Origin of the sequence: Asinibacterium sp. OR53 (assembly GCF_000515315.1) — a bacterium.
Taxonomy (GTDB): domain Bacteria; phylum Bacteroidota; class Bacteroidia; order Chitinophagales; family Chitinophagaceae; genus Sediminibacterium.
Genome location: NZ_KI911562.1, coordinates 1,045,367 through 1,071,158 on the forward strand (window position 1 = coordinate 1,045,367; position 25,792 = coordinate 1,071,158).

Below are 25,792 nucleotides of genomic sequence, written 5' to 3' on the forward strand. Positions count from 1 at the left end.
AATAGAACAGACATGAAAATAGTTGTATTGGATGGATATGCATTGAACCCGGGAGACCTCTCCTGGGAGGCTTTGCAACAATCAGGTGAGTTAACAGTTTATGACAGAACCCCGGCAGATCAAATCGTAAAAAGATGCGAAGGCGCTGAGATTGTTTTTACAAATAAAACACCGCTCACAGAGGAAACGCTGAAACAGTTAAACAAGCTGCAATACATAGGCGTATTGGCCACCGGGTACAATGTGGTAAATACAGCTGCTGCTAAAACGCAGAGCATCATCGTGTGTAATGCACCGGATTACAGTACGGCATCTGTGGTGCAAACGGTTTTCGCGCTCCTGCTGGAACTAACCAATCATGTACAGCGGCACAGCGATGCCGTAGCATCGGGTAAATGGAGCCAGTCGAAAGACTGGTGCTTCTGGGATTATCCGCTTTCAGAGTTATCAGGTAAAACCCTTGGTATCATTGGGTTTGGCAATATAGGCCAAAAAGTAGCTGCTGTTGGCGCTGCATTTGGTATGCATATTTTGTGTACCAGCAGAACCCGGCGGGCACATGCGGGTGTACAGGATTTCCGCTGGGTAGACACGCCGGAGTTGTTGTCAAATGCAGATGTGATTAGCCTGCATTGTCCGCTCATGCCCGAAACAAAAGGGTTGATCAATAAAACCACTTTATCGCAGATGAAACGAACGGCTTTCCTGATCAATACATCGAGAGGGCCGGTAGTGGAAGACGATGACCTTGCGCACGCACTCAACAACGATGTGATTGCCGGCGCAGGACTGGATGTATTGACTACAGAACCTCCGCCACTGGATAATCCGCTGTTGAAAGCCAAAAATTGCATCATCACACCACATATCGGTTGGGCAAGTAAAGAAGCCAGGCTTAGGTTGATGCAGATTACCATTGACAACCTGAACGCATTTATGCAAGGCAAACCGGTAAATGTTGTAAACTAAAATTCACCATGCATATCCTGATCTCACCGAACGCTTTCAAAAGCAGTCTTGATGCAGGCAGCGTTGCCGATGCTATTGAGATGGGATTGCAAAGCAGCCGGTTGCATTTCACCAGCGAAAAAATACCGGTTGGCGATGGCGGCGATGGAACAGGAGAACTGCTCATCAAACAAAGCAATGGCATTCATATAACGGGCAGGGTACATAATGCTTTGGGAAGTATCATAGACAGCTCATTCGGACTAATCGATAACCAGGATACTGCTGTGATAGAAATGGCCAACGCCGCGGGTATCCGTTTATTAGAACGGGCAACCCTGAACCCATTGAAAGCCTCTTCTTACGGAACAGGCGAACAGGTAAAAGCAGCGCTGGATAAAGGCGTAAAGAAAATCATCATCGGCATGGGCGGCTCTGCAACGGTAGATGGCGGGGCCGGGATATTACATGCATTGGGGGTTCGATTTTTAAATGCATCGGGTGAGGAGCTATTTCCCAACCCGGAGAACCTGGCAGCACTAAATGAAATCGATACCAGCAAGCTCGACAAGAGAATACCGGGTACAGAAATTATTGTCATGTGCGATGTTCAAAATAAGTTATTGGGTGATAAGGGTGCGGCCAGGGTTTTTGGTCCGCAAAAAGGCGCTACAGCAGAAGGGTTGATCATACTTGAAAAATACCTTACACAGTTTGCAACGATCATTCATCGCAACACGGGTAAAAAAGTGGATGACATCAATGGCGGTGGTACGGCAGGAGGAGCGGCAGCAGGACTGTTCGCGTTCCTCAATGCTCAACTGGTGAATGGGATCGATTATTATCTCGACCGGGTAGGGTTTGAAAATGCCCTGTCAAAAGCCGATCTTGTGATTACGGCGGAAGGCAGTATCGATGAGCAGAGTCTTGAAGGCAAAGCGCCGTTTGGAGTTGCATTGAGAGCAAAAGTAAAAGGCATTCCGGTGGTAGGGATGGCAGGGAAAGTGCCGTTGAACACCGATCAGAAACTCAACCGATATTTCGATGTTTTATTGTCGATAGCAAATGAACCATCGCCTTTAACAGATGCATTGAAACATACGCATCAAAACCTGGTAAGACTTGCCGGTCAGCTGGGAAATTTATTAACGTTGAACACCTAAAAACAGATACATGATAAACATAAATGCAATTGTTGCAAAAGAAGTGGTGCCGGGTTTTTGGGCAAGATTCGTTCATAGCGATTCCATGACACTGGCCTACTGGGATGTAAAAAAAGGATCTTCCATTCCATTGCATAAACACATCCATGAACAGGTAATGCAGGTACATGAAGGCGAATTTGAATTTACGGTTAATGGAGAAACGAAAGTGTACACCCCGGGCATGGCCGTGGTCATCCCTTCAATGACGGAACACGGCGGAACGGCTCTTACCGACTGTAAACTTTTCGATGTCTTCAGTCCGGTTAGGGAAGATTACAAAGCCTTTACCACGTAATATTTTAGCCTTGTTCAAAGTGCTGGGTTTTTATACCGGCAGGCAAGACCTTGCGCATATCAGTTTTGTGCAGGAAGCCTAGCCGACCGACTTTTTTGTTTTTATATGCTGTTTCAGTTTTTCTTCATCGATGATGCGTATGCTTTTCCCCGAAGTGGCGATGATCTTCTTTTGTGTAAGTTCTGAGAGAAATTTAAACACGGTTTCGTAAATGGTGCCGGCATAAGCGGCTATATCGCGCCTGGCCACAGGAACCGAAATATAACCTTCGCTGTTAATACCCCATATTTCTTTCATTTCCAGCAGTGCATCGGCAATCCTTGCATTCACTTCCATAAGCGCCAGGTTGCGCATGCGTTTTTCGGCTTGCTGTAGTTCAACTGCATAAAACTGTACCAGCTTATGGGTAAGCGCGTGATTGCTTTTCATGGTTGCTTCCCAGAAAGCATTCTCAATAAAACAGAGTTTCACATCTTCCAAAGCTGTTGCAGAGATCGGGTATATCGGATCGCTTCCCATACCCCGGTGCCCCAGGATATCTCCTTTTTTTGCAAAACGGATGATCAGTTCTTTTTGCTCCCCCCATTCTTTATGCACTTTTACCGACCCGGAATACAGGAAATAGATACCAGTCACTTTCTCACCTTCACTAAATATTTGCTCTCCTTTTTTGAAACGCAGGGTCGTCTTTTTTACTTCTACCAAGGCCTTCCATTCGGGCAGGCAGGAGCTGCACAGAAAACAATCTGAAATATTACAGGAACTCACTTGCATATAGCAATGATACAAAGATTATGTACAAATACGGGTTTTATAAAATATGGCATATACCATGTTTTTAATATTATTTAGCTTTCAAAATGATTAAAAACATATTATTTGCAATAATTTTGCACCTGCTGGAAGAAAACCGCTAAAGAAATTAATTTTTATCATAATAAAACAAGTTTTATGGATTACAATTATGAGCAAACGCCTTTTTCGAAATCGGTTTTCACGGGTTTGTTTGCGGGGCTTGCAACAACGCTGTGTTGTTTGGTGTATGATTTTATTTACAGGTATAATACCGGGTTTACGCTTTCGGCCATTATCAATGTAGCTTCTATCATTTTCGCTTGCAATGTAATATTGGTTGCTTGCGGCATGTTGTACCAGGCATTCAGGAAAACGATCAAAGGCGGTGGCGTTGTGTTTATTGTGCTGTTTACAGCGCTTTCATTGTTTTGCCTTTGGAAAGCAGCAGGTGTTCAGCGTTCTCCTATCGAATCGGTTTCTGTGCAGTTCAGGGGTTTGCTCATGGGCGTGATTGCTATAACCGGCGCAAGCATTTCCTTTCTTGTTCCCTACCTCTACCATAGTAAGAAGTTTGCCGAACACGTTATATAACATGGCAATATTGAGAAAGGACTGTTCTTTTTCATCGCAGAAGGCGATGAAGAGGCTTACTCTTTCGTCGCTTTTCTCAGCATTGCAATACTTTTTGGTACAGCGGTAGCGGCATTTTCTTTTCCTTCGTATTCGAGCGAAAGATAACCGTGATAGTTTACGTTGTTGAGTATGGAAATGATGCGGTCGTAATCAAGGTCGAGTGTGTACCATTCACCTCCTCCGTAATAGGTCTTTGCTTGCACAAAAACGGCTTGGGGCGCAATCTTCTCTAGTTTAGAATAAGGATTTTCCAGGAAATTACCGGTATCCATTAAGAGGCCCAGCCAGGGTGAGTCGATGGCTTTTTTAATGCGCAGCATACCTTCGGGAGTGGAGCAGAGGCCCCAATGGTTTTCCAGTGCCAGCACAACACCGTGCTGTTCGGCTGTGGGAATGCATTGTTGAATGGCTTCTATGCACCATTTGAAACCGTCGTCTTCTGTGTAGCCTGGAAGGATGGGTTCGATACCACGGTTTTTCATCAGTTCATCGAATGATGCGGTAGTACCCCATCTGCCCGAATTGAGCCGCATGCAGGGTACACCCATTTTTGCAGAGAGTTCAATCCATTCTTTTGTATTATCGATATTTTTTTGCCATTCTTTTTTATCGGGTGTTACAAACCCCTGGTGAATAGAAAGGCAGGTGAATGCAATGCCGTTATTATAGGCGCGCCGTTTTAGTTCATTGATGTATTTGGTGTCTGTGCCGTTCATTTGCCTGTGCAGGATATCAATGCCTTCCACTCCCAGTTTTGCCGCTTCATCAATTACTTTTTCAATGGGAAATTTTTCTCCTTTGAAATGCCAGTACGAATAAGAAGAGATACTGAGTTTGATACGCGGTTTGGGCTGTATAGCAATTTCGTTGGTGTTGCTGATATGAACGGCGGGTAAAACGACGGTGGCCAGTGCACTGCCAAACCCATTGCGGATAAATGAACGACGTGAGTTTTTCATACTTGATGCAATCAGGTTTTAGAGGTTATTTGAAAATTAATAAATTATATTCAATAATCGTAAACCCTTTTTTTGTATTATTAATGAATAATTGTTCCTAACACCAACTACCATCTTTATGAAAAAGATCTGTACACTTTTCACCGGATTGTTTTTACTGCTTTTATCTTTTCACGCCAAAGCCCAGTCGCCACAAACCAACGACTATTTTGTAGGCAAATGGAATGTTGATGTGAAAGCTACACCCGAGGGCGACAAGAACCTGATCGTTAACCTGGAGCGTAAAGACGGCAAGCTGGTTGGCTATTATACTTCAAAAGCAAGACCCGATACCGTTCAGTTTTCTAAAGTGGAGGAAAAAGAAAAATCCGTGACGGTGTATTTTACTTACAATGGAAACGACGTGTACATCAGGCTGGATAAGAAAGACGATGATCATACCGCCGGCAGTACACTGGACACGTACGATACCATCGGCGAGCGCATCAAAGCGGCAGATGCCAAGTTGTAACCAGTGATTCAACCATTCGAGACTCAGGCACGAACAATGGTGCAGATATAACAGCAGGCGATGGCACTTCTTAGATGAAGGAAGTCGATGTGAGCGTTTTTCTCAAGGACCTGGTTGATCTGTTGTTCAATTTCCAGGTTGTTGGGAACCAGTTCGGTATGCACCATGCGTTGTTCATGGCTGTAACCAATGAGTGTGAGATGAAAATCAGGATTTTCTTTGACGGCAGGAGGGAAACCCGGCAAGGACCCAGTCCGGTTGCAACTTCTTCTACAATTTGGTGGCCAAAATCATCTACCCGGCTGCTACGCAATTTTGCTGCATATTCTTTCGATAGGGGCACTACTTTGAATTTGTTCATGATGGCATGTTTTGATCTCAAAGGTCAAAACATACATACGGCAGCACAACCCGAAACTTGCGGAATCTTCAATAAGAATAAGTCAAACTGAGATTCCAAAGAAAATCATCGTCTGGTATGGTTGTCCGGATTGTTTTATTCATAACCGATGAAACAGAAAAGGGGTAATTTTTTTTGGATAATGCAACAGACTAACTTTTGGCCGCAATAAGCCCGTGTTTTGCCATTACCATCTTTAGTTTTTCTATATCGGGCGGGCCACCGGCATTAATAATTTCGGCCATTTCCTTGAAGAAAACAGAGCCGAGCAATCCGGGTGTAATAACCGCTAAACTTTTAGCCTGCGCTTGTTGAAGATTGTTGAAGCCATGAACAGCGCCGCGGGGAATAAAGCAGGTGTCACCAGGACCAATGTCGATGGCCTTTCCATTCACGGTAAAAGTGATGATGCCTTCTAAACCATAAATGATTTCATCATAGCTTTCATGGTAATGCGGAACAGGAACCCTGGCACCTGCAGGAACGGTGAATTCAAACATGGCCATCGAGCCAATGGTATCTGCCGCTTCAAGGAGGAAATCGATGGTAATCTGACCTAATTTAATGGTTTGCTTATTCATGATGATCAATTTTTTCTTCTAATGCCCCAACAACGTTCGCAGCGAATTCTTTTGGATTGCGGCATTAAGATATTTAAAAGTCATCTATTTATTGTACCGGGGAATCCATTAAGGCTTCAATTTGTATTTTTCAATCAGCGGTTGCCGTTTTTCGTGAAAAGTAGTAACACCAAAACGGCTGTCGAGTTCGGCCATGCGTTTAACAATGACCGGGTCTGCAGGCGACAAGTGCAGTTTCTGCATATCCGGTATGATTTGATGGAACAGCTCTTCTAAGAAATCTTCAAAATTCTGGTTGAAATACATATCAATGAAGCGAAGCGGTTTATCAGCGCCGTTCCAAAATGTATGTGGTATTCGCCTCGGCCGCAAATGCCATCCGCCTGCTGCTATTTCCTGTACTTTTCCATCCATCCATACTGTAGCTGTTCCTTCCAGTACAAACATAATTTCATCCAAATCATGGTGAACATGCGGAGCTGGTCCCATTTGCTTGGGCGCTACTGCTGTTTCTACGCAGGAAAACTGCTTATTGGTTTGTGAGCTTCTTACCCAGGTTCTTATGTTATATCCGATGGGGCCGGGCTGTAAAGGAGGTTGGGGAGGCAGGTAAAATGGAGATAGCTGCGGCAAATTTCCATGCGCATTAACAACGGTATTGCCGGCGGCAACATTCAGCAAGGCCATTCCGGCACCTGCCATCGTAATATGTTTAAGAACAGAGCGCCTGCTGACAGCAGCAATTTCCTGGGTTGCTTTTACTTTCATGGGATATCTTTTCATACAAAGAAAACTTGTTGACCCAGTAAAGCGAAGAGATTTACGTTAAGGTAATTAGCTTACTTTTAAGTAACTAAAGGTCATTGCATGGCAACAAAACAAATGCTGGCGGGTTGTCCGGTACAACATGCCCTTCAATATATTGGCGGTAAATGGCAAATGGGTATTCTATGGCACTTGCGAAAAGGGGCTACCAGGTTCAATGTTATTAAAGAAGCCTTGCCCGGTTTGAGTGAAAAAGTATTGGCCGATAACCTGAAGTTTTTTGAAAATGCCGGCATTGTAGAAAAGCAGGTTTTTGCTGCCGTTCCACCCAAAGTGGAATACAGGCTTACGCAGGATGGGCAAACTTTGCTTCCTGTTATTGAGAAGGTCGTGGCATGGGGCTATGCCCATTTACAGGAAGAGAAAGTAAATGCTCACATGCAGTATACGCCTTTGTCAACCATGGAGGGATTTGCCGCTTCGAGCTACCCTGTAATGATAGGATGATATTGGCTATATAGCAACATACAGGCTCCCTTTGGGAACAACGGTAGTTGACGACAAAACCGAATAAGGCAAATAAAAGTATCCGTAATAGCCCCAGCCGGTGCTCCATGAATTTTCACAAATGAAAACCCCGCCTCCCGGCTGATTGGCATCGTTGATATAGCCGATGATCGGCACGGCATGTCCTCCCAGGAGCCTTACTCCTGAAATAAGTTTACCATTTGCTGTCAGTGGATTATAAGTATACGAGCTGGTATTCAATCCTTCAAAATACTGGTACCTGCTGTTATCGTATACATTAAAGCCCATCATAACAGGCTTGTTATTGACCAAAGCCGTTTTTACATCGGCCACAAGATTGGTTGAATTTATTACATAATAACCTGCATTGGTAGTGCCGCTGCTGCCTGTTGTGCCTGACTGAACGCCTATTTCAAAATTAGTGGCGTTGGCTATGGCTGTAGCATTGGGTGGTGTGGTATATTCACTGGATGTGTTTGACCCGTTGGAAGGATAAGGGTATAAATTTTCCATACAATTTCCTGCAAATGTTGTTCCGTTCAGCGTAAGTGGTGTTCCCGATCCGGTGTTGTTGCTTAACCCTTGCAGTGTTTGTGGAATGTTTACCATATAGGCGCCCTTATCTGTGGTGATGGATTGTTTATTGATAACGCAACGCTCTACATAATACAGGAACAACGGACTTAAAGCGGAAGATGAACCGAACAATGCGGAAGGATTTGAAAACTGTGTAGTGGTAGCAGTAGCTGCTCCGTTGGCTACTGTAAGGTTGGTTGCGGCAGCAGGACTGTTGCTCTTGTAATAGTATAATATTTCACCAGCTTCCGATCCGCAAAAACCGGTGCAGGAGCCAATCTGGCCCTGATTTCTTACGGCAGGAGAGGTAAGCAGGTAACTGCCCGGAAATGCGGGTGCATAGGATAAACCATTTGATCTTACAGAACCCATGAAAATATCGGCCGAAAAGGTTGGTACGCTCACCCATTGCTCAGGCTGCATGGGTAGCACACCATAATTATGTAATGCTGTTACGGAAGCATCAGGAGACTGCGGGTTGCTATTATCAGCGGTTTTGCTGCAACTGAATAATAACACACTTGAAAATGAAAGTGCAGCAAGGATGGTTTTAATGGAGGGTTTCATAGACAGAGATTTTAACGGTTATTAAAGGTGCCTATTAAAATTAGAAAATGGTTTAGGAAAATCAAAGCGGAGAAATCCTTATAAATAGGTATAGTGCAGCCTTCCGTGCGGATAAAAACCTTATATCTGGCCACAACTCGGCTATTTTATGACTTATGGCTCGATATAATTTAATATATTTGTCCACAAGTGTCTTTTTTTATGACTTGTGGCTAAAGATAATTCTATGGATACTGTAATTGGAAGGAAAGAAGAAAAGAAAATTCTCTCGCAGGTACTTGCTTCGGAAGATCCCGAACTGGTAGCTATTTACGGAAGAAGAAGGGTGGGCAAGACTTTTCTGATTCAGGAAACTTTCAAAGACCATATGGTCTTTGAATTTGCAGGCATACACGGGGCCAGCATGGCGCAACAACTAGAGAATTTCAGCAAAGCGATGCAACGGGCTGCAGGATCACCTTTGCCGGTATTGCCGCCAGCAAACTGGATTCAGGCTTTTAGCCAACTGGAAACAATAGTTCAGCCCAAATTGAAGAAGGGCAAAGCTGCCCTGTTTTTTGACGAATTTCCCTGGATCAATTCGCCTCGTTCCGGGTTTCTTGAAACTTTTGCTCATTTCTGGAATACATGGTGTACCAGGCAAAATAACCTGGCAGTAGTTATATGTGGCTCAGCAGCTGCATGGATGATCAGGAATGTGGTCAATAACAAAGGCGGACTACACAATCGTATCAGTCGCAAAATCCGGTTAATGCCCTTTTCATTGGCAGAATCAGAGGCATACCTAAAAAGCAGGCATATCAATTTGGACCGCTACCAGATTTTACAAATCTATATGACCATTGGAGGCATACCTCAATACTTAAAGAACATTAAGCCGGGTCAAAGCGCTGTAACAGTTATAAATGAATTGTGTTTTGCCAGAAATGGATTATTACGTGGAGAATTCAATAACCTGTATCAATCTTTGTTCGACAAGGCAGAGCATCACATGAGTATTATCAAAGCATTAGCGGCTAATAAATCGGGTTTAACACGAAATGAGATCATTAAGACCTGTAAGTTATCTACAGGTGGAACAACAACAAGGTTAATGGAAGAGCTGATAGAGTCTGGATTCATTGCACAATACGTTCCTTTTAATAAGGACATCAGAGAGAGCATATATAAAGTAACAGATGAATATTCACTGTTCTATTTAAAATTTATGGATGGTAGAACGGCAACAGCAAAAGACACATGGGACAAAATGAGTGGTTCATCTTCCTGGAAATCTTGGAGTGGTTATGCTTTTGAAAGCATTTGCCTGAAGCATATAAAACAAATTAAAGAAGCTTTGGGGATACCAGCCGTAATAACCCAGGAATCAGCCTGGCGCTATGTTCCCGGCAAGGGAGAGAATGGCGCACAAATTGACCTGCTGATCAACAGGCAGGATCATTGCATTAATCTTTGTGAAATGAAATTTTCTTTAAATGAGTTCACCATTGATCCTGCTTATGCAAAGGAGTTAAAAAACAAGGTCGATGTGTTTAGAGATAAGGCTAGAACCAGGAAAACATTATTCTTAACAATGATTACTACACATGGTGTGAAGCATAATGCCCATTATTTAGGGTTGGTACAACAGGATTTCAAGATGGATATTTTGTTTTTGTCATAAGATTAATACCGGAAGGCACTTGCCATGCGATCCTGTTCAGTTTTTCTGATACCGATTTTACCAGCTATTACCGCCCACTGTTGTACAGCCAGTTTTACTTCCGTGATAATGGAATTCATTTGCTCGTTTCGCAACTGAAAAAAAGTACCTACACTTTTTGCAAGTTCAAAATCCAGGGCGTTGTTGTCCATATCAATATTCAGGGCGAGGCCATCTTTGTCTACAGAAGGATTGAGGTCGTAAGCAGGCGAAAGGCGCCATCCATTGTTTACCACGATGAATCCATGGTTTCGGAAATGATCATCGGTGTTAGATACTGCAATATTAAAAACAATCCTGCGCCAGAGTTGCTCGAGGTCTGCAGCGATATAAGACCCTGAAAATTGGATGAATTCAGCCATCTCCAGGTAACTGCCCGGATGATCCCGGATGGTATCTTCGTTATTACCTGTCATGGTCATAGCAGAGGCGAAATGAATGCGTTCTCCGTTCAACCGGTCGAACCGTTTAGTAAAAAAGGTATGATATTTCCCGGCAACCTTTTCCAACCTTGATTCCGACATTTGCACACCGGCTAGTTGTGCCAGGCGATAAACCAGGTATTCCCAGGCTGCTTTATCATTGTTATCGTTGGCAGAAGGAAATTTAGCGATCCATGGGTGACGTTGATCATCCAAAACATTGGCTTTTGGCCGGGCCCCACCCAGGGATGAGCCTGGTGCAATTAATAGAGCGATCCATTTTTTTATTGCTTCATTATCCTTGTCTTCTTCAATCACTTTTGCTGCATATTGCAATTCCTTTACGTGAGACCAATGCGGTGTTGGCGCTTCAGCATTGTTATCGAGGAAAGGCCCTTCGGGGTCCTTTTTAAAACGCAGAGCACCCATTCTGCTTTCATCATAAACGCCCAGTAAAAAATCGATATCGTATAGAGTTGGCGTCGGTTTACCTTCTTCCCATGCCTGTTGTGCTGCCCGTCTTTTCATGAGGGTTCGTCCCCAGGTATCGGGCATGGAGTCAAGAAAAACGCCGAAATTCTCTTTTTCTTTTGGGTATTGCGCACCTGTGTACCACTCGATATCCGGATCGAGCACCAGTTGCGCTTTCGTGCTGATCCAATCTTTGTTGTATTCGAAGCTGAATGCTTTTTTGCCCTTTGCCTGTTGGGCAGTGAGCACCCCAATGCATTGCGGAACTTCCATCCCTTGCCAGTGTACATAAACCCATATATCTGTATTTACAGCCATAGCTATTTAGTGTTTATGAGTTCCAGGTCTTGCAGTTTGCGCCCAAAACTGTCGTCTGCCGCCAGCTTAAGAAAGTCATCTTGTAAGCCTAAGACCCTTAGCGTATTGAAATAGGCTCCCAATGATACGCTCGGGTTCCCTCTTTCTATCTCATACAGTGTTGAACGATCAATTCCTGCCCGTTCGGCAGTCTGCATAGTGGTGAGCTTACGCCGTTTTCGCGCAAGTTTGATCTGCTCACCCACCTGCTCCAGGATCTTTTGGTGTTTGGGGAATACTATTTGCTTTTTTGATCTCATTTGTTGGTTATTATCCGCAAAATACGTTAATTTGTAGAAAATAACCAACAAAATAAAGCGCTTGAAAAATTTGAGCAGTTTAAAGGGGGTAATTATTACGCTACAGATCCCGTTCAACAACTGGCAAACGGTGTTTAACAGTTGTCAGATTCCATCCAACAGTTGGTAGAAACCGTGCCACAGTCTTATTTCTGATATTTTCTACCTGGTCCCCAGTAATACCATACAAATACCCAACCCCGCAAAGCGCTGTATGGGAGGGCAATACCCATCATCAAGGAGAGTCCCATACACAAAAAGAGAAACCGGATCATTATATTTATAAAGCAGGTAATATTCTATTGCTCACAACCGTATTGACCAAGATCGACAATAAGCTGAGCAAGGCACACAATAGTGCTCCTAATCCCATGGCACTTGATGAAAATAATGCGTCACCCGGGTGCCAGATTCTGATAATGGTCCACACAAATGCAATGCCTATGCCGCAGCCGGCTGAATAGCTGGTAGCTTGTAACCCAGCAGCCATCCCATGGTCTTCTGGGTCGGCATAGCGTACAGATAAAGCCGTGATGCTGGGATAAGCAATGGCCATTGACAATCCGTTGTTGAAAAGAACAGACAGCAGCAGCCATCCCCAATGATATTGCCGGCAGCAAATGGCCAATAAAAGGCCGCTCAGCGTCATGAAAGCCAATCCAATGTTCACAACAGCCGTAAGTGACCATCTTTTTTGCAATAGAGGCAGCCACCATTTCGATACAGCCGCAGACAATATGCTGAACGGGAACAACAACAAACCGGTTTCTATCAATGACAAGGACACTACTTGCTGAACATAAATAGAAAGGAGAGAAATATAACTCATGAAAGAAGCACCCATTAACACACCCGTGAGGTTACTACTAATGATGCCATTGTTCTTAAAAAGATCGGTATTGAACAAAGGAGTAGCATTCCTTTTTTCGAAATAACGGAACAGAACGAAAAACAATACGGCTAATGCCAGTGCCGGCAGCAATAGTACCTGGTGTGTTTTGGAACCACTTGCATGGATGGTGAAAGTCAGCAGTAACAAAACCAAGGTTAGTAAAGTGCCACCCCAAAAATCACTGTCTTCTTGTCGCAAGGCTTTTTTGTCGGCAGGGATTATTTTCAATGCCAGCAGAATAATGGGAGTGATGATGAATACGTTCAGACCAAATATCCATTTCCAACCCAGGCTGCTCACAATGATGGCACCGAATACCAGGCCCGATGCAAAGCCAATGGCAGCAAAGGCGCCAAATATACCTAACCCCCTGTTCACTTCCGTGGCATCATCGTAAAGGTTGCTGATGATAGAGATGGCTGCGGGAATGGCAAATGCTGCGCCAACTCCCTGGGCCGCACGGCATACCAGTAAAAAGGAAAGCGAAGTGGCAAAGAAAGCCGCCAGGGATGCGAGCAGGAAAATACCAGAACCTGTTATGTAAATGCGCCTCCTGCCCAGCTTGTCGGATAAGCGGCCACCCAGCAAGAGAAATCCTCCATAAAAGAGTACGTAGATAGACTGTATCCAATCGAAATAATCTGCAGCCGAATGCCATTCTCTTTGCAACGAGGGGATGGCCAGGTTGACGGCCGACACGTCTATCGTTTCAAAGAAAACAGACAAACAGGCAATCAGGAGGATTATCTTTTTCTGCATAGGGCCGCTATTTAAGTAAAGGTGGCCTTTCTTCGCAGAAATCCTGTGCGCTGTACAAACATTCTGTTATAAGTATTGTAGTGCTATCAAACCCTGTAACAAACAGCATTGATATTCATCCCCGCCCCAACCGACGCAAATAAGATCACATCGCCGCGCTGTATATCATGATTGTCCAGTATACCTCTTTTCACTAAATCAAAGAGTGTAGGAATGGTGGCAACAGAGCTGTTGCCCAGCTTGTGAATGCTCATAGGCATTACATGCTCGGGAATATCTTTCAACCCGTATAACTTGTACAATACTTTAATAAAGCCTTCATCCATTTTTTCATTCGCCTGGTGCAGGAAGAATTTTTTTACTTCCGTTACATGTATGCCCGCTTTTTCCAGGCAGGCTTTCATGGCTAATGGAACATGCTTCATGGCATACTCGTATACTTTTCTTCCTTTCATCTTAATATACCGCACATAGGGGTCGGCGCCAGGCTGGTAAGATTTGCCCATGCTCAAGTAATAAGCTTCGTCTACACAATGGCTTTGCACACTCGAAGCCAGTATGCCGCTGCCATTTTCCAAAGGCTCCAGCGCTTCAATTACACTGGCGCCGGCGCCATCGCTGAAGATCATACTATCGCGGTCGTATTTGTCTATCACCCGGCTCAGCGTTTCCGTTCCAATCACCAAGCATTTTTTGGCAATGCCCGCTTTAATAAAAGCATCGGCTTGTATTACCCCCTGTATCCAACCAGGGCAACCGAACAACAGGTCATAAGCCACGCAATTGGGGTTGCGGATGCCCAGCGCCTGTTTCACGCGCGAGGCCAGTGCAGGTAATATATCGGTCTGGATGGTATGCTTCACCACATTACCAAAATTGTGCGCAACAATGATCTGGTCCAGCGTTTCGGGGTCTATGCCCGCATCTTCAATGGCATGCTTGGCAGCTACAATGGCCATGTCGGAAGCGTTGAATTCATCACCTACATAACGGCGTTCTTCAATACCCGTGATATCGCGGAACTTTTCAATGATCTCGTTGGGGGCCGATACAATGCGTTCGTGGTCTTCTGTAAAGAAATCCTGCGATACAAATTCCTGGTTGGTCTTGATATGCGGAGGGATATAGCTTCCTATACCCGTAATAACGGTTCTGAGTGGCAGCATGGCATTATGATTGGCCCAAATCTAATCATTTGTGGCATTATAATTGAATGTATATGCAGCGAAGGGCAATATAGCACTGTCATACTAATACCCCCCTTCCGCGGTTTATACTGTTATGGTAAAACCATTCATTAATATGTACATCCAGAGTCTACAACCCATTTTGGTAGAGCATAGCAGCTACCTCACCGTGCAGTCGGATAAAAACGCGCGGCTGGTACTGAAAGTGCTGGATGTGGAAGGGCGCATGGCCAAAACCATGGTTACCAGTATCACCGAAGGTATCCAGCAACTGGTACTGAATATGAGCGACCTGGGAACCGGCCGTTACATCATCAACGCCTTTGCAGAAGATGTATTCATCAAATCGATCCGTTTCGAAAAACAATAACCCCTCAGGTATCTACATCAGGTACTAATTTGCGTTAGTTTTGTATTTTTCCAGGCTAAACCGCATTCCTGATTCTTAAAACCAAATCCCATGGCTATTCCGGTGGTAGACCTTGCCGATTTCCTGAGTGGCAACGCCCAACAAAAGGCGGCCTTTGTACAGGAACTGGGAAAAGCTTACGAAGAAGTAGGCTTTGTTGCAGTGAAAAATCATGGCATACCCGATGCATTGATCGCCGACCAATACGAACACGTTCAACAATTCTTTGCGTTGCCTCTCGAGAAAAAGCTGACTTACGAAATTCCCGGGCTGGCCGGCCAGCGGGGCTATACCAGTTTCGGCCGTGAACATGCCAAAGGCAGTGAGGCTCCCGATCTGAAAGAATTCTTCCAATACGGACAAACCGTGGAAGACAACGACCCCATCAAAGCTGAATACCCCGATAACGTATCGGTAAAAGAAATTACCCCTTTCAATAAAACCCTGTTCGAAGCCTACCGCAATTTTGAAAAAAGCGGCAAGGCGCTGTTACGGGCCATCGCCCTTTACCTGGGGCTCGATGAACATTATTTCGATGCACACATCAAGAATGGTAATTCCATCCTGCGCTGCATACACTATCCGCCCATTACCAACGAACCCAAAAGCGCCATTCGTGCCGAGCAACACGAAGACATCAACCTCATTACTTTACTGGTAGGCGCTTCGGCCGATGGTTTGCAAATACTCACCAAGCAAGGCGAATGGGTGAACGTAACATCCTTACCCGAGCAAATTGTGGTGAATGTGGGTGATATGCTGCAACGCTTAACCAATAACAAGTTGCGCAGTACCACACACCGTGTGGTGAACCCACCCCGCAACCTGTGGCATACCAGCCGCTTCTCTATGCCGTTCTTCCTGCATCCGCGCAGCGAAATGAGCCTCGCCTGCCTGGAGAGCTGTATCGATGCATCGCATCCCAAAGCTTACCCCGATGCTACTGCCGGTGAATACCTGGACGAACGTTTACGCGAGATAGGACTTAAAAAATAGCTTGATACTGGTTCGACACATATCTTTTTTACGGGCTGTATTATGGCACAGCATCACTGCTTTCGGCGGTCCGCAAGGCCACTTGGGCATGATGATGAAAACATTTGTACAGCAGCGGCGCGATATTACCGCGGAAGAGCTGATGGAGTACAATGGTTTCTGTCAGCTGCTGCCCGGCGCCTCGTCTACCCAAACACTCACACTGATAGGCTATAAAAGAGGAGGCATTCCGCTGGCCATCCTTACTTTAATGATATGGATATTACCCGCCTGCACCATTATGAGCGGGCTTTCTTTTTTACTGGAATATTTTTCAATGGAACATAGCCGGAAAGATATTTTCCAGTTTATCCAGCCCATGGCCATCGGCTTTATTGCCTATTCTACTTTCCGCATCTTTGGCATAGCCATACACAATACCATTACACGCGTGATCATGGTAGTGGCCACGGTAGCTACGTTTGTAGGGTTCAAAACACCCTGGATATTCCCCGCATTGATCATAGCAGCGGGTATCGCCACCAATTTCAGCGACAAACGCATCCCGCAAAAAGGCATCCCGCCCAAGAAAGTGAACTGGGGCAACCTGCTCATCTTCTTTGCCATCTTCGGTATCGCCGGTTATTTCTCTGAAACAGCCGCCACACAAAACTGGAAAACGCGCAAAGAGTTCAACCTATTTGAAAACTCCTTCCGTACCGGCAGCTTCGTATTCGGAGGCGGCGATGTGCTGATGACTTATATGTATGAGCAGTACGTAACACGCCCCACTACCAGGCATATACGTGAAAAAAGGCCCGATGTACTTAAAATGACCAAGGAAGAATTCCTCACTGGTTCGGGAATGGTAAGGGCCATACCTGGTCCTGTGTTTTCCATCAACGCATATACGGGTGGTATGTTGCTGCGGGGCAAGGGGCCGGGCTTCCAGTTATTGGGTTGCTTCATTGGAACGATTGCCATTTTTCTGCCCAGCATCTTATTGGTATTGTTCTTTTTCCCCGTATGGCATAACCTCAAACGCTATGCGGTCATCTTCCGTTCGCTCGAAGGTATCAACGCTTCAGTGGTGGGCATCATGGCGGGCGCTACCTGTTACCTGATGAAAGATACTTTTCTTACCCAATTATGGCAGGGACAGGCAATAGCAATATGGGATATTGCCATCATCGCAGCTACTTTTTTCATCCTTTCCCGCAACCGCATACCGGCACCCTATATAGTAATGGGCTGCCTTTTATTGGGTGTGCTGGCCTGAATCATTTTCTGTTTACAAAAAACTTGTATATTAGAGTATGGTCACATTAGCACTCTACAATCTGAAAGGTGGTGTTGGTAAGACGGCCGCCTCAATCAACCTGGCTTATTTAGCTGCCAGGGAAGGATATAAAACATTGGTATGGGATTTAGACCCGCAGGGGTCTTCTTCATTTTACCTCGGCGCCAAAGCCCCGGTAAAAAATGAAGCCCGTAAATTGCTGAACGATGAAATGGAACTCACAGAAGCCATCCTGCCATCGCCGTATGAAAACCTCAGCATCATTCCGGCAGATATCTCTTCAAGGCAGGCAGATATTCTGTTGAATGAAATGAAGCAATCGAAACGAAAGCTCGCTTCCATGCTGGCAACTTTGAAGAAAGAGTACGCCGTTGTGATATTGGATTGTCCGCCCGGCATTTCTGTATTGCACGATGCGGTTTTCGTGGCGGCAGACTGGGTGCTGATGCCCAATATCCCTACTACTTTGTCTATCCGTTCTTATGAAACGGTAGATGGCTATTTCAAAGAGAACGATTTCGACCGCTCTAAACTGAAATGCTTTTTCAGCATGGTAGATCATCGTAAGAACCTACACCACGAAGTGATGAATGATTTTTATAAAGACAAATATTTCCTGAAAAGTTATATACCCTATCTCAGTGATGTAGAGAAGATGGGCGTACACGAAGCGCCGCTGGAAACCTATGCTGCCAGCAGCTATGCCGCGCAATGCTACCGCGATCTTTGGAAAGAGATCCGGAAAACCTGTATCGAATAACCCTGTGCGTTATGAAAAGAGAGATCACTGCCTGGTATAGCCCCGCCCTGGGAAAAGATATGCCCCTGGCATCTTACGGGCATTATGGATTTGCTTTGCTGCTGGTCCCTACTGCCGCCGCAGATTACCTCGAATACGAACGGTTTCAACTGATAGAATCATTGGCGCCCTATATCAACGGCGGTAAGATACGTGTGTTCAGTATCGACAGCATGAACCGTGAAAGCTGGATGAACAATGAAATGCTGCCGGAACACAAAGCCATCCGGCACAACCAGTTCAACGAATATGTTTTCAACGAGGTGATTCCCTATATCCGCACGCATACCAGTAATGAAACAATGATCTATACCTGCGGTGCCTCTTTTGGTGCACTGCATGCCATGAACCTTTTTTTAAAAAGACCCGATATCCTCAACGGCGCCATCAGCATGAGCGGCGTATATGACCTTACTGAATACACCAAGGGTTTCTGGGACGACCAGGTGTATTATAACAGTCCCCAGCATTACCTGCCTAACCTTGCCGACACATGGTATTTAGATAAGATCAGGGCCAGCCACCACATACATATTTATACAGGCAGTGGTGCCTATGAAGACCCCAATGCATCGCGGAGCTTTGCGGGTATCCTGTACAACAAAGGAATCAACTACGACCTCGATGTATGGGGTGTGGAGATCAATCACGACTGGCCCACCTGGCGTGCCATGCTTCCTTACATCATTGACGTTAAATTTTAACTACCTGTAAAAGAGTAGTTAATTCTGCGGAAGTCTGCCGGGGCTGTTATAATATTACAGCTCAATTGAAGGATTTGATCAAAAGGCTACCCGTTCTGTTCGTATTACTGACCCTTTGCTTTGTACTGTCGCAGCGAGCGGCAGCTCAGTTTGTTACGGTAAAGGGAACAGTATACGATATCAGCGCCCGGCGGCCCATCGAGGCTGTGGCCGTTATAAGTAATTCGGGCAGGTCGGCACTTACCGACTCTTCCGGCAGGTACCTCATCACCGTTTTGCAACACGATTCCATCTGGTTTTCCCTGATTGGCAAATCCACCATGAAATACGCGGTAGACACTATCAGCAATATGGATAATTTCAATATTATGATCCATATAAGAGTGGCCGAACTGCCCGAAGTGAGGGTGCGGAATAGCTACTATAAGTACGATTCTATGATGAACAGGCGCGATTACGCCAAGATCTTCGATTTCAAAAAGCCCACCATCAGCCTAAGCAAGGACTACGGTTATAACCCTGGCGGCCTTACGGTAGGCTTCGACCTCGATGCCATCATCAATATGTTCCGTACCAAACACAACCGAAGCATATTAACCCTGCAAGAACGTTTGTTACAACAGGAGCGCGATAAATACATCGACCATCGTTTCAGTAAGCAGTTTGTACACAAGGTTACCCAACTGCAGTCGCCCGAGCTCGACAGCTTCATGAAACGGTACCGGCCCGAATACGAAGTGGTGACGGCCCTCAACGACCTCGAACTGGGCTATTATATACAGCAATGTTTTGAGCAATATAAAGCCCTTCCGCGAAAAGGATGGAAGGGCGCATTGTGGCGTAGGGAGGAATAATTCGCCCGTTCAACCATTTATATATTGTTCTGCGGTAGCCATCAAAATAATTTTATCTTTAGCGGGTTTAAATTTTTAAGCCCCTTGAACAAATATTTTGTTTCCTTATTGGTCTTGCTGGTCATGGTATCCTGTAAAAACAGCAAAGGCGACCCCCCCGCAGATAAACAGAAAAAAGGCCCTTCCGAAACCATCGTTGATGTGCTGGTAGCGCAGTCGCAAACCATTTCCAGCCAGGTAGAGGCGAACGGCACCGTGGTAGCCAATGAATACGTAGAACTCCGCCCCGAAACCAGCGGCCGGCTTGTTTACCTCTATGTGCCGGAAGGAAACCTGGTTAAAAAAGGAACGGTCATTGCCCGCATCAATGACGCCGATCTGCAGGCGCAGCTGAACAAGACCAAAGTATTGCTCGACCTCGCGCAGAAAAATGAAGAGCGGCTGGCCAAGCTGCTGAAAGTGAATGGCGTGAACCTGTCGGATTATGATGCTGCGCTGAGCACTGTTAACGGATACAAGGCCGACCTGGTATACACCCAGTCACTCATAGATAAAACAGTGATCAAAGCTCCCTTCGACGGGATGATCGGATTACGCCAGGTAAGCCTCGGCGCCTATCTGAGTCCGGCCATGACGGTAGCCACTATGCAACAGCTCGATAAGATCAGGATCGATTTCACCCTTCCCGAAGAATACAGCAGGCTGATACAAAAAGGGAATACGGTAGATGTAACAGTAGATGCCACCCGCCAGACCAAAACCAGGGCCCGCATCATTGCTGCCGAGCCGCAGGTTGATCAGAATACCCGCAATCTGAAAGTAAGGGCCTTACTCGATGGAGGCAAGGTAAATCCCGGCGCATTTGTAAAAGTCGTTGTTCAATCGGGCACCGATACCAAAGCCATCATGGTACCTACCAACGCCATCATACAGGACGACCGCAGAAAACAACTGATACAGGTGAAAAGCGGCAAGGCCAATTTCATAACGGTTGAGACGGGTGTTACACAGGCTGATTTTGTAGAGATCACCAATGGGGTGAAGCAAGGCGATACGATTGTAGTCACCGGCGTATTATTTGCAAGACCCAAATCGCCCCTGAAAGTGCGCAGCGTAAAAACACTGGAACAGCTCAAGAATTAAGCGCGATAGCCCTATGAATATTTCTGAATTATCGTTGAAGCGGCCGGTACTGGCTACCGTGATGAACCTCCTGATTATCCTGTTCGGGGTGGTGGGATATAGCTTTCTCGCAGTACGTGATTACCCGGCCATCGATCCGCCCATTATCACCATCAGCACCAACTATACAGGCGCCAATGCCGATATCATCGAAAGCCAGATCACAGAACCCCTGGAAAAGCAGATCAACGGTATTCCGGGTATTCGTACCATCACTTCATCCAGCGCACTCGGCAACTCGCAGATCACTGTGGAGTTCAACCTGGGGATAGACCTCGAAGCGGCGGCCAGCGATGTGCGTGATAAAGTAGGACAGGCGCAGCGAAGCCTGCCACAGGATATAGACGCGCCACCGGTAGTATCCAAAGCAGATGCCAACAGCGACTTCATTCTGATACTGGCGGTGCAGAGTCGCACCAAGAGCCTGCTCGAGCTCAGCGATTATGCAGAGAACGTATTGCAGCAACAGCTGCAAACGATCAAGGATGTGAGCTCCGTGAACATTTTTGGCCAGAAACGATACGCCATGCGTATCTGGATGAGCCCCGATAAAATGAGCGCACACAATGTGGCGTTTACCGATATCAGAACAGCGCTCAATACAGAAAACATTGAATTGCCGCCCGGTAAGATCTATGGCAACAATACTGAACTGATCATCCGGGCACTGGGGCGCCTCACCACCGAACAACAATTCCGTGACCTGATCATCAAATCCGATTCATCGGGCATCGTTCGCCTGAACGATGTGGCCAAGGTAGAACTGGGACCGGAACAGTTAGAGCAGGCATGGAAATACAACGGTGTGAACGCCGTGGGCCTGGCCATCATTCCGCAACCAGGCGCTAATAATATTGAGATCGCCGATGAGTTCGACAAAAGGCTGGTACAGATCAAAGCGGCCAACAGATCGGATATCGAATTCAATGTACTCATCGATAATACCACCATCATCCGAAGATCACTCTCGGAAGTGAAGGAAACGCTGATGATCTCATTCGGACTGGTAGTGCTTGTGATCTTCTTCTTCTTCCGCAACTGGCTGATCGCATTGCGGCCGTTGATAGATATCCCCATTTCATTGGTGGCCACTTTCTTCATCATGTATATTGCCGGGTTCTCTATCAACATACTGACCCTGCTGGGTATTGTGCTGGCAACGGGCCTGGTGGTAGACGATGGTATTGTAGTAACGGAAAACATATTCCGGAAACTGGAAGAAGGACTTCCCATCCGCAAAGCGGCGCTGGAAGGAAGCCGTGAAATTTTTTTCGCGGTGATCTCTACATCGATCACCCTGGCGGTAGTGTTCCTGCCGGTGATCTTTTTACAGGGATTCGTGGGCAGGCTGTTCCGCGAATTCGGTGTAACACTCGCTGCAGCAGTACTGATCTCCGCCTTCGTTTCGCTTACCATCACGCCGGTGCTCAACGTTTACCTGAATACAAAAAATGCGCACGAAGGCTGGTTCTATAAAAAAACAGAACCCTTTTTCACCGGCATGGAGAACGGCTATAAAAACTTGCTGAAAGCTTTTATGCGCGTGAGATGGATAGCATGGGTGATCGTACTGGTGTGCGGATGCATGATCTGGTGGATCATGAAAGGATTGCAAAGTGAAATTGCACCACTGGAAGATAGGAGCAGCGTACGTTTCAGCGTGGTAGCGGCAGAAGGCACCAGCTACAACTACATGCAGAAGCTGGCCGATAACCTTACCGATTACCTGTACGATTCGGTACCTGAACGGGATTTTGTGTTCGCCCGTACTCCATCGTTCGGCGGTACCAATACCACGCAGCCAAGGATCGGGCTGGTAGACCCTCAAATGAGAACCAGGAGCCAGAACGATATTGCCAACGACCTGCAGAAGAAACTGAGCCGTTTTAACCAGATGCGTGTGTTTGCCATACAGGAGCAGACCATTTCGGTGGGCCTTGGCTCGCGGGGTTCTTTGCCCGTGCAGTTCATCCTGCAAAACCAGGATATTAACAAGTTGCGGGAGATCATACCTAAATTCCTGGATGAAGTGCGGAAAGACAGAACCTTCTCCAATGCAGATGTGAACCTGAAATTCAATCGCCCGGAAGTACAGTTGACGGTAGATCGTATGAAAATAAAAGATCTGGGACTCAGCACTGCCGATGTGGTATCGGCTATACAGGCTGCATTCAGTGGAGGAAGGATGGCTTACTTTATTATGAATGGTTACCAATACCAGGTAATCGGACAGGTAGACCGCGGCAATCGCGATAATCCAAACGATATCAGGAACCTCTATGTAAAAAATAATAAAGGAAAGAGTATCCCGCTCGATGCGGTGGTACACCTGGAACAAAGCAGTAATCCTTCAACGCTCTATCACTTCAACAGGTACAAAGCGGCAACCATTTCAGCATCACTGGCCGAAGGCAAGACCATTGGAGATGGTATCAACGCAATGAATGCCATTGCCGGCAAATTGCTCGACCAGAGTTTCCAGACCTCCCTGAGCGGCCCTTCGCGTGATTATTCTGAAAGTTCTTCAAATATTGTGTTTGCCTTCATACTGGCGTTGATATTGATCTACCTGGTATTATCGGCACAGTTCGAAAGCTTCCTCGACCCGCTTACCATCATGATCACCGTGCCGCTGGCACTGGCCGGGGCGTTGTTGAGTTTGTTCGTATTCAAACAAACCCTCAATATTTTCTCGGAGATTGGTATGATTATGCTGATAGGACTGGTAACCAAGAATGGTATTTTAATCGTAGAATTTGCCAACCAGAAAAGGGCCAATGGCCTGCCCAAAATGCAGGCGGTGGTAGAAGCCGCTACACAAAGGTTGCGGCCCATCATCATGACCAGTCTGGCTACATCATTGGGAGCCCTGCCAATTGCGTTGAGCCTGGGCGCCGCTTCCACCAGCCGTATACCGCTGGGTATTGTGGTGGTAGGGGGTATCCTTTTCTCGCTGATCCTTACCTTGTTTGTGATACCGGCTGTATACACATTCATATCGGGTAAGCACAAGGCCAGGACTGTAGATATTACCGAATAGTGCAATTTTATGTCGCTGCTTGTGATACCTTTATGGGACTAAAACCCCAGGCTTATGGCAGCATCATCTATTGCAGACATCAGGCGTGATTATAAATTACAATCTCTCGACGAAAACGATATCGCCGCCGATCCCATTACACAGTTCACCCGTTGGTGGGAAGAGGCTATTGCCAGTCATATTGATGAAGTGAATGCAATGACCCTTGCCACGGTAACCCCCGAAGGTCTTCCGGCCGCGCGCATTGTATTGCTCAAAGGATACGATGAACAGGGCTTTGTTTTTTTCACCAATTATAAAAGCCGCAAAGGCATGGAACTGGAAGCGAACCCGCATGCAGCCCTTGTATTCTTCTGGAAAGAATTGGAAAGGCAGGTACGCATAGAAGGCACGGTATCTAAAACAAGTACTGCAGAAAGTGATGATTATTTCGAATCAAGGCCTGCCGGAAGCCGCATCGGCGCCTGGGCCTCCCCTCAAAGCCGTGTGGTGGCTAACCGTACCGAGATAGAAACCAATTACAGCAAATACGAACAACAATTTGGTTATGAAAACATCCCAAGGCCCGAGAACTGGGGAGGCTATATTGTAAAGCCCAGTGTTATTGAATTCTGGCAGGGACGCGGCAGCCGGTTGCACGACCGGCTACGATATACAGCTTCCGGTGCTCACAAATGGAAAAGAGAAAGGCTGGCGCCGTAACAGCGAACTACTTCCGGCTCATTACTTTTTCTGCAGCCGCAACGATGAAAGGTGTATCGAGGCCGTATTTGGTAAGTAGTTCAGTGGGTTTACCGCTTTCGCCAAAAGTATCGTTGGTGCCGATATACTCAATAGGAACAGGCTGGTGTTTAGCGGCTACCTGTGCAACAGCATCACCCAATCCACCAATAACGTTGTGCTCTTCTACAGTAACAGCACATTTGGTTTTGCTGATAGACTTGATAATGGCTTCTGTATCGAGTGGTTTGATCGTGTGTATGTTAATGAGTTCTACGCTGATACCTTTTTCTTCCAGTATCCTGCCGGCTTCAATGGCTTTCCATACCATGTGACCGCAGGCGAAAATGGAAACATCGGTTCCTTCGCTCAGTTGTTGTGCTTTGCCAATCACAAAATCGCTGCCGTCTTCTTTGGTGAAGTTGGGCCATTTGGGTCTTCCGAAACGAAGGTAAACGGGACCTTCATAAGAAGCGATGGCTTTGGTGGCTGCTTTGGTCTGGTTGAAGTCGCAGGGAACGATCACCGTCATGCCTGGCAACATTTTCATCAAACCAATATCTTCCAGTATCTGGTGGGTAGCGCCATCTTCACCCAGTGTTAAACCGGCATGGGATGCGCAGATCTTTACATTCTTACCGCTGTAAGCTACGCTCTGCCTGATCTGGTCGTATACGCGACCGGTGCTGAAGTTGGCGAAGGTGGTGGTATAAGGGATCTTGCCACCTACCGTCATACCGGCGGCAATGCCAATCATATTGGCTTCGGCAATACCTACCTGTACAAAACGATGTGGGAAATCCTTGATAAAAGGGCCCAGTTTGAGTGAGCCGGCAAGGTCGGCCGTGAGTACTACCACGTTCTCATTTTCTTTGCCAATTTCATAAATGCCTTCACCGAAACCGCCGCGGGTTTCTTTCTCGTTCAGTACCTGTATGTCTTTTAACTTCATGATCG

At 46.1% G+C, this 25,792-nt stretch carries 27 protein-coding genes; 16 read left to right on the forward strand and 11 right to left on the reverse strand.

Features of this window, described 5'->3' with window-relative positions:
* The first annotated feature begins 12 nt into the window (after positions 1 to 12).
* The 3 genes from SEDOR53_RS0104605 to SEDOR53_RS0104615 are packed head-to-tail and all read left to right on the forward strand — an operon-like array spanning position 13 to position 2,448.
* The gene (locus SEDOR53_RS0104605; protein WP_026768667.1) at positions 13 to 969 is read left to right on the forward strand and encodes a D-2-hydroxyacid dehydrogenase; all 957 of its coding nucleotides are present in this window, start codon (positions 13 to 15) and stop codon (positions 967 to 969) included.
* Positions 970 to 977: 8 nt separating this feature from the next.
* A complete protein-coding gene (locus tag SEDOR53_RS0104610; RefSeq protein ID WP_026768668.1) occupies positions 978 to 2,111 on the forward strand; it encodes a glycerate kinase in 1,134 nt (377 codons plus the stop codon).
* A 10-nt stretch (positions 2,112 to 2,121) separates the two neighbouring features.
* Positions 2,122 to 2,448 (forward strand): cupin domain-containing protein, encoded by a 327-nt coding sequence (locus tag SEDOR53_RS0104615; protein ID WP_037327551.1) that lies wholly within the window; start codon positions 2,122 to 2,124, stop codon positions 2,446 to 2,448.
* Positions 2,449 to 2,526: 78 nt separating this feature from the next.
* Here the strand turns inward: SEDOR53_RS0104615 and SEDOR53_RS0104620 are convergent, their stop codons facing one another.
* Entirely contained in the window at positions 2,527 to 3,222 is a 696-nt protein-coding gene (locus SEDOR53_RS0104620; RefSeq protein WP_037360560.1) for a Crp/Fnr family transcriptional regulator, read from the reverse strand.
* A gap of 177 nt (positions 3,223 to 3,399) precedes the next feature.
* Between SEDOR53_RS0104620 and SEDOR53_RS0104625 the strand changes: the two genes are divergently transcribed.
* Entirely contained in the window at positions 3,400 to 3,834 is a 435-nt protein-coding gene (locus tag SEDOR53_RS0104625; protein WP_026768671.1) for a hypothetical protein, read from the forward strand.
* A 56-nt stretch (positions 3,835 to 3,890) separates the two neighbouring features.
* Here SEDOR53_RS0104625 and SEDOR53_RS0104630 read toward each other — a convergent pair whose 3' ends face one another.
* The gene (locus SEDOR53_RS0104630) at positions 3,891 to 4,835 is read right to left on the reverse strand and encodes a sugar phosphate isomerase/epimerase (RefSeq protein ID WP_026768672.1); all 945 of its coding nucleotides are present in this window, start codon (positions 4,833 to 4,835) and stop codon (positions 3,891 to 3,893) included.
* A 118-nt stretch (positions 4,836 to 4,953) separates the two neighbouring features.
* Between SEDOR53_RS0104630 and SEDOR53_RS0104635 the strand changes: the two genes are divergently transcribed.
* Complete coding sequence (locus SEDOR53_RS0104635; RefSeq protein WP_026768673.1) at positions 4,954 to 5,346, forward strand: hypothetical protein; 393 nt, start codon at positions 4,954 to 4,956, stop codon at positions 5,344 to 5,346.
* A 23-nt stretch (positions 5,347 to 5,369) separates the two neighbouring features.
* On the opposite strand, the gene SEDOR53_RS19020 is transcribed toward SEDOR53_RS0104635, so the two are convergent.
* The 3 genes from SEDOR53_RS19020 to SEDOR53_RS0104650 form a co-directional block, all read right to left on the reverse strand.
* Positions 5,370 to 5,591: a DUF1203 domain-containing protein gene (locus tag SEDOR53_RS19020; protein WP_157576703.1), complete on the reverse strand. Its 222-nt coding sequence runs from the start codon at positions 5,589 to 5,591 to the stop codon at positions 5,370 to 5,372.
* Between the two features lie 307 nt (positions 5,592 to 5,898).
* Positions 5,899 to 6,327 carry a cupin domain-containing protein gene (locus tag SEDOR53_RS0104645; RefSeq protein WP_051416495.1) on the reverse strand — a complete coding sequence of 143 codons (429 nt, stop codon included), beginning with the start codon at positions 6,325 to 6,327 and terminating at the stop codon, positions 5,899 to 5,901.
* 108 nt (positions 6,328 to 6,435) lie between these two features.
* Positions 6,436 to 7,110, reverse strand: coding sequence for a cupin domain-containing protein (locus tag SEDOR53_RS0104650; RefSeq protein ID WP_157576705.1), 675 nt, complete (start codon positions 7,108 to 7,110; stop codon positions 6,436 to 6,438).
* Positions 7,111 to 7,194: 84 nt separating this feature from the next.
* On the opposite strand from SEDOR53_RS0104650, the gene SEDOR53_RS17115 reads away from it, so the two are divergent.
* Positions 7,195 to 7,599 (forward strand): helix-turn-helix domain-containing protein, encoded by a 405-nt coding sequence (locus tag SEDOR53_RS17115; RefSeq protein ID WP_051416496.1) that lies wholly within the window; start codon positions 7,195 to 7,197, stop codon positions 7,597 to 7,599.
* A gap of 6 nt (positions 7,600 to 7,605) precedes the next feature.
* Here SEDOR53_RS17115 and SEDOR53_RS19025 read toward each other — a convergent pair whose 3' ends face one another.
* Positions 7,606 to 8,763, reverse strand: a complete 1,158-nt coding sequence (locus SEDOR53_RS19025; protein ID WP_026768677.1) for a C1 family peptidase — start codon at positions 8,761 to 8,763, stop codon at positions 7,606 to 7,608.
* 208 nt (positions 8,764 to 8,971) lie between these two features.
* On the opposite strand from SEDOR53_RS19025, the gene SEDOR53_RS0104665 reads away from it, so the two are divergent.
* Positions 8,972 to 10,426, forward strand: a complete 1,455-nt coding sequence (locus SEDOR53_RS0104665) for an ATP-binding protein (RefSeq protein WP_232214716.1) — start codon at positions 8,972 to 8,974, stop codon at positions 10,424 to 10,426.
* A gap of 2 nt (positions 10,427 to 10,428) precedes the next feature.
* Here the strand turns inward: SEDOR53_RS0104665 and SEDOR53_RS0104670 are convergent, their stop codons facing one another.
* The 4 genes from SEDOR53_RS0104670 to SEDOR53_RS0104685 all read right to left on the reverse strand — a co-directional run bounded on the left by SEDOR53_RS0104670 (position 10,429) and on the right by SEDOR53_RS0104685 (position 14,831).
* Positions 10,429 to 11,676: a type II toxin-antitoxin system HipA family toxin gene (locus tag SEDOR53_RS0104670; protein WP_026768679.1), complete on the reverse strand. Its 1,248-nt coding sequence runs from the start codon at positions 11,674 to 11,676 to the stop codon at positions 10,429 to 10,431.
* Positions 11,677 to 11,678: 2 nt separating this feature from the next.
* Positions 11,679 to 11,975 carry a helix-turn-helix domain-containing protein gene (locus SEDOR53_RS0104675; protein ID WP_026768680.1) on the reverse strand — a complete coding sequence of 99 codons (297 nt, stop codon included), beginning with the start codon at positions 11,973 to 11,975 and terminating at the stop codon, positions 11,679 to 11,681.
* A gap of 319 nt (positions 11,976 to 12,294) precedes the next feature.
* A complete protein-coding gene (locus SEDOR53_RS0104680; protein WP_026768681.1) occupies positions 12,295 to 13,665 on the reverse strand; it encodes an MFS transporter in 1,371 nt (456 codons plus the stop codon).
* 86 nt (positions 13,666 to 13,751) lie between these two features.
* On the reverse strand, positions 13,752 to 14,831 hold the full coding sequence (locus SEDOR53_RS0104685; protein ID WP_026768682.1) for a 3-oxoacyl-ACP synthase III family protein: 1,080 nt from the start codon (positions 14,829 to 14,831) through the stop codon (positions 13,752 to 13,754).
* 136 nt (positions 14,832 to 14,967) lie between these two features.
* Here SEDOR53_RS0104685 and SEDOR53_RS0104690 point away from each other — a divergent pair, with 136 nt between their 5' ends.
* The 9 genes from SEDOR53_RS0104690 (at position 14,968) to pdxH (ending at position 24,817) form a co-directional block, all read left to right on the forward strand.
* A complete protein-coding gene (locus SEDOR53_RS0104690) occupies positions 14,968 to 15,222 on the forward strand; it encodes a hypothetical protein (protein WP_026774390.1) in 255 nt (84 codons plus the stop codon).
* A 90-nt stretch (positions 15,223 to 15,312) separates the two neighbouring features.
* On the forward strand, positions 15,313 to 16,257 hold the full coding sequence (locus SEDOR53_RS0104695) for an isopenicillin N synthase family oxygenase (protein ID WP_026768684.1): 945 nt from the start codon (positions 15,313 to 15,315) through the stop codon (positions 16,255 to 16,257).
* A gap of 1 nt (position 16,258) precedes the next feature.
* On the forward strand, positions 16,259 to 17,515 hold the full coding sequence (chrA, locus tag SEDOR53_RS0104700; RefSeq protein WP_255346337.1) for a chromate efflux transporter: 1,257 nt from the start codon (positions 16,259 to 16,261) through the stop codon (positions 17,513 to 17,515).
* Positions 17,516 to 17,552: 37 nt separating this feature from the next.
* On the forward strand, positions 17,553 to 18,296 hold the full coding sequence (locus tag SEDOR53_RS0104705) for a ParA family protein (protein WP_026768686.1): 744 nt from the start codon (positions 17,553 to 17,555) through the stop codon (positions 18,294 to 18,296).
* Between the two features lie 11 nt (positions 18,297 to 18,307).
* Positions 18,308 to 19,039, forward strand: a complete 732-nt coding sequence (locus tag SEDOR53_RS0104710; protein WP_026768687.1) for an esterase family protein — start codon at positions 18,308 to 18,310, stop codon at positions 19,037 to 19,039.
* Between the two features lie 74 nt (positions 19,040 to 19,113).
* Positions 19,114 to 19,893: a hypothetical protein gene (locus SEDOR53_RS0104715; protein ID WP_157576707.1), complete on the forward strand. Its 780-nt coding sequence runs from the start codon at positions 19,114 to 19,116 to the stop codon at positions 19,891 to 19,893.
* Positions 19,894 to 19,977: 84 nt separating this feature from the next.
* Entirely contained in the window at positions 19,978 to 21,036 is a 1,059-nt protein-coding gene (locus tag SEDOR53_RS0104720) for an efflux RND transporter periplasmic adaptor subunit (RefSeq protein ID WP_037360567.1), read from the forward strand.
* A gap of 13 nt (positions 21,037 to 21,049) precedes the next feature.
* The gene (locus SEDOR53_RS0104725) at positions 21,050 to 24,115 is read left to right on the forward strand and encodes an efflux RND transporter permease subunit (RefSeq protein ID WP_026768690.1); all 3,066 of its coding nucleotides are present in this window, start codon (positions 21,050 to 21,052) and stop codon (positions 24,113 to 24,115) included.
* A 54-nt stretch (positions 24,116 to 24,169) separates the two neighbouring features.
* Positions 24,170 to 24,817 (forward strand): pyridoxamine 5'-phosphate oxidase, encoded by a 648-nt coding sequence (pdxH, locus tag SEDOR53_RS0104730; RefSeq protein ID WP_026768691.1) that lies wholly within the window; start codon positions 24,170 to 24,172, stop codon positions 24,815 to 24,817.
* A gap of 7 nt (positions 24,818 to 24,824) precedes the next feature.
* Here the strand turns inward: pdxH and SEDOR53_RS0104735 are convergent, their stop codons facing one another.
* Positions 24,825 to 25,787: a transketolase family protein gene (locus tag SEDOR53_RS0104735; RefSeq protein ID WP_026768692.1), complete on the reverse strand. Its 963-nt coding sequence runs from the start codon at positions 25,785 to 25,787 to the stop codon at positions 24,825 to 24,827.
* Positions 25,788 to 25,792: the final 5 nt, after the last annotated feature.

Excerpts from the sequence above, each read along its gene's own strand:
- SEDOR53_RS0104605 (WP_026768667.1), top strand. The coding sequence starts at position 13 with ATGAAAATAGTTGTATTGGATGGATATGCATTGAACCCGGGAGACCTC.
- SEDOR53_RS0104610 (WP_026768668.1), top strand. The coding sequence starts at position 978 with ATGCATATCCTGATCTCACCGAACGCTTTCAAAAGCAGTCTTGATGCA.
- SEDOR53_RS0104615 (WP_037327551.1), top strand. The coding sequence starts at position 2,122 with ATGATAAACATAAATGCAATTGTTGCAAAAGAAGTGGTGCCGGGTTTT.
- SEDOR53_RS0104620 (WP_037360560.1), bottom strand. The coding sequence starts at position 3,222 with ATGCAAGTGAGTTCCTGTAATATTTCAGATTGTTTTCTGTGCAGCTCC.
- SEDOR53_RS0104625 (WP_026768671.1), top strand. The coding sequence starts at position 3,400 with ATGGATTACAATTATGAGCAAACGCCTTTTTCGAAATCGGTTTTCACG.
- SEDOR53_RS0104630 (WP_026768672.1), bottom strand. The coding sequence starts at position 4,835 with ATGAAAAACTCACGTCGTTCATTTATCCGCAATGGGTTTGGCAGTGCA.
- SEDOR53_RS0104635 (WP_026768673.1), top strand. The coding sequence starts at position 4,954 with ATGAAAAAGATCTGTACACTTTTCACCGGATTGTTTTTACTGCTTTTA.
- SEDOR53_RS0104645 (WP_051416495.1), bottom strand. The coding sequence starts at position 6,327 with ATGAATAAGCAAACCATTAAATTAGGTCAGATTACCATCGATTTCCTC.
- SEDOR53_RS0104650 (WP_157576705.1), bottom strand. The coding sequence starts at position 7,110 with ATGAAAAGATATCCCATGAAAGTAAAAGCAACCCAGGAAATTGCTGCT.
- SEDOR53_RS17115 (WP_051416496.1), top strand. The coding sequence starts at position 7,195 with ATGGCAACAAAACAAATGCTGGCGGGTTGTCCGGTACAACATGCCCTT.
- SEDOR53_RS19025 (WP_026768677.1), bottom strand. The coding sequence starts at position 8,763 with ATGAAACCCTCCATTAAAACCATCCTTGCTGCACTTTCATTTTCAAGT.
- SEDOR53_RS0104670 (WP_026768679.1), bottom strand. The coding sequence starts at position 11,676 with ATGGCTGTAAATACAGATATATGGGTTTATGTACACTGGCAAGGGATG.
- SEDOR53_RS0104675 (WP_026768680.1), bottom strand. The coding sequence starts at position 11,975 with ATGAGATCAAAAAAGCAAATAGTATTCCCCAAACACCAAAAGATCCTG.
- SEDOR53_RS0104680 (WP_026768681.1), bottom strand. The coding sequence starts at position 13,665 with ATGCAGAAAAAGATAATCCTCCTGATTGCCTGTTTGTCTGTTTTCTTT.
- SEDOR53_RS0104685 (WP_026768682.1), bottom strand. The coding sequence starts at position 14,831 with ATGCTGCCACTCAGAACCGTTATTACGGGTATAGGAAGCTATATCCCT.
- SEDOR53_RS0104690 (WP_026774390.1), top strand. The coding sequence starts at position 14,968 with ATGTACATCCAGAGTCTACAACCCATTTTGGTAGAGCATAGCAGCTAC.
- SEDOR53_RS0104695 (WP_026768684.1), top strand. The coding sequence starts at position 15,313 with ATGGCTATTCCGGTGGTAGACCTTGCCGATTTCCTGAGTGGCAACGCC.
- SEDOR53_RS0104705 (WP_026768686.1), top strand. The coding sequence starts at position 17,553 with ATGGTCACATTAGCACTCTACAATCTGAAAGGTGGTGTTGGTAAGACG.
- SEDOR53_RS0104710 (WP_026768687.1), top strand. The coding sequence starts at position 18,308 with ATGAAAAGAGAGATCACTGCCTGGTATAGCCCCGCCCTGGGAAAAGAT.
- SEDOR53_RS0104725 (WP_026768690.1), top strand. The coding sequence starts at position 21,050 with ATGAATATTTCTGAATTATCGTTGAAGCGGCCGGTACTGGCTACCGTG.
- pdxH (WP_026768691.1), top strand. The coding sequence starts at position 24,170 with ATGGCAGCATCATCTATTGCAGACATCAGGCGTGATTATAAATTACAA.
- SEDOR53_RS0104735 (WP_026768692.1), bottom strand. The coding sequence starts at position 25,787 with ATGAAGTTAAAAGACATACAGGTACTGAACGAGAAAGAAACCCGCGGC.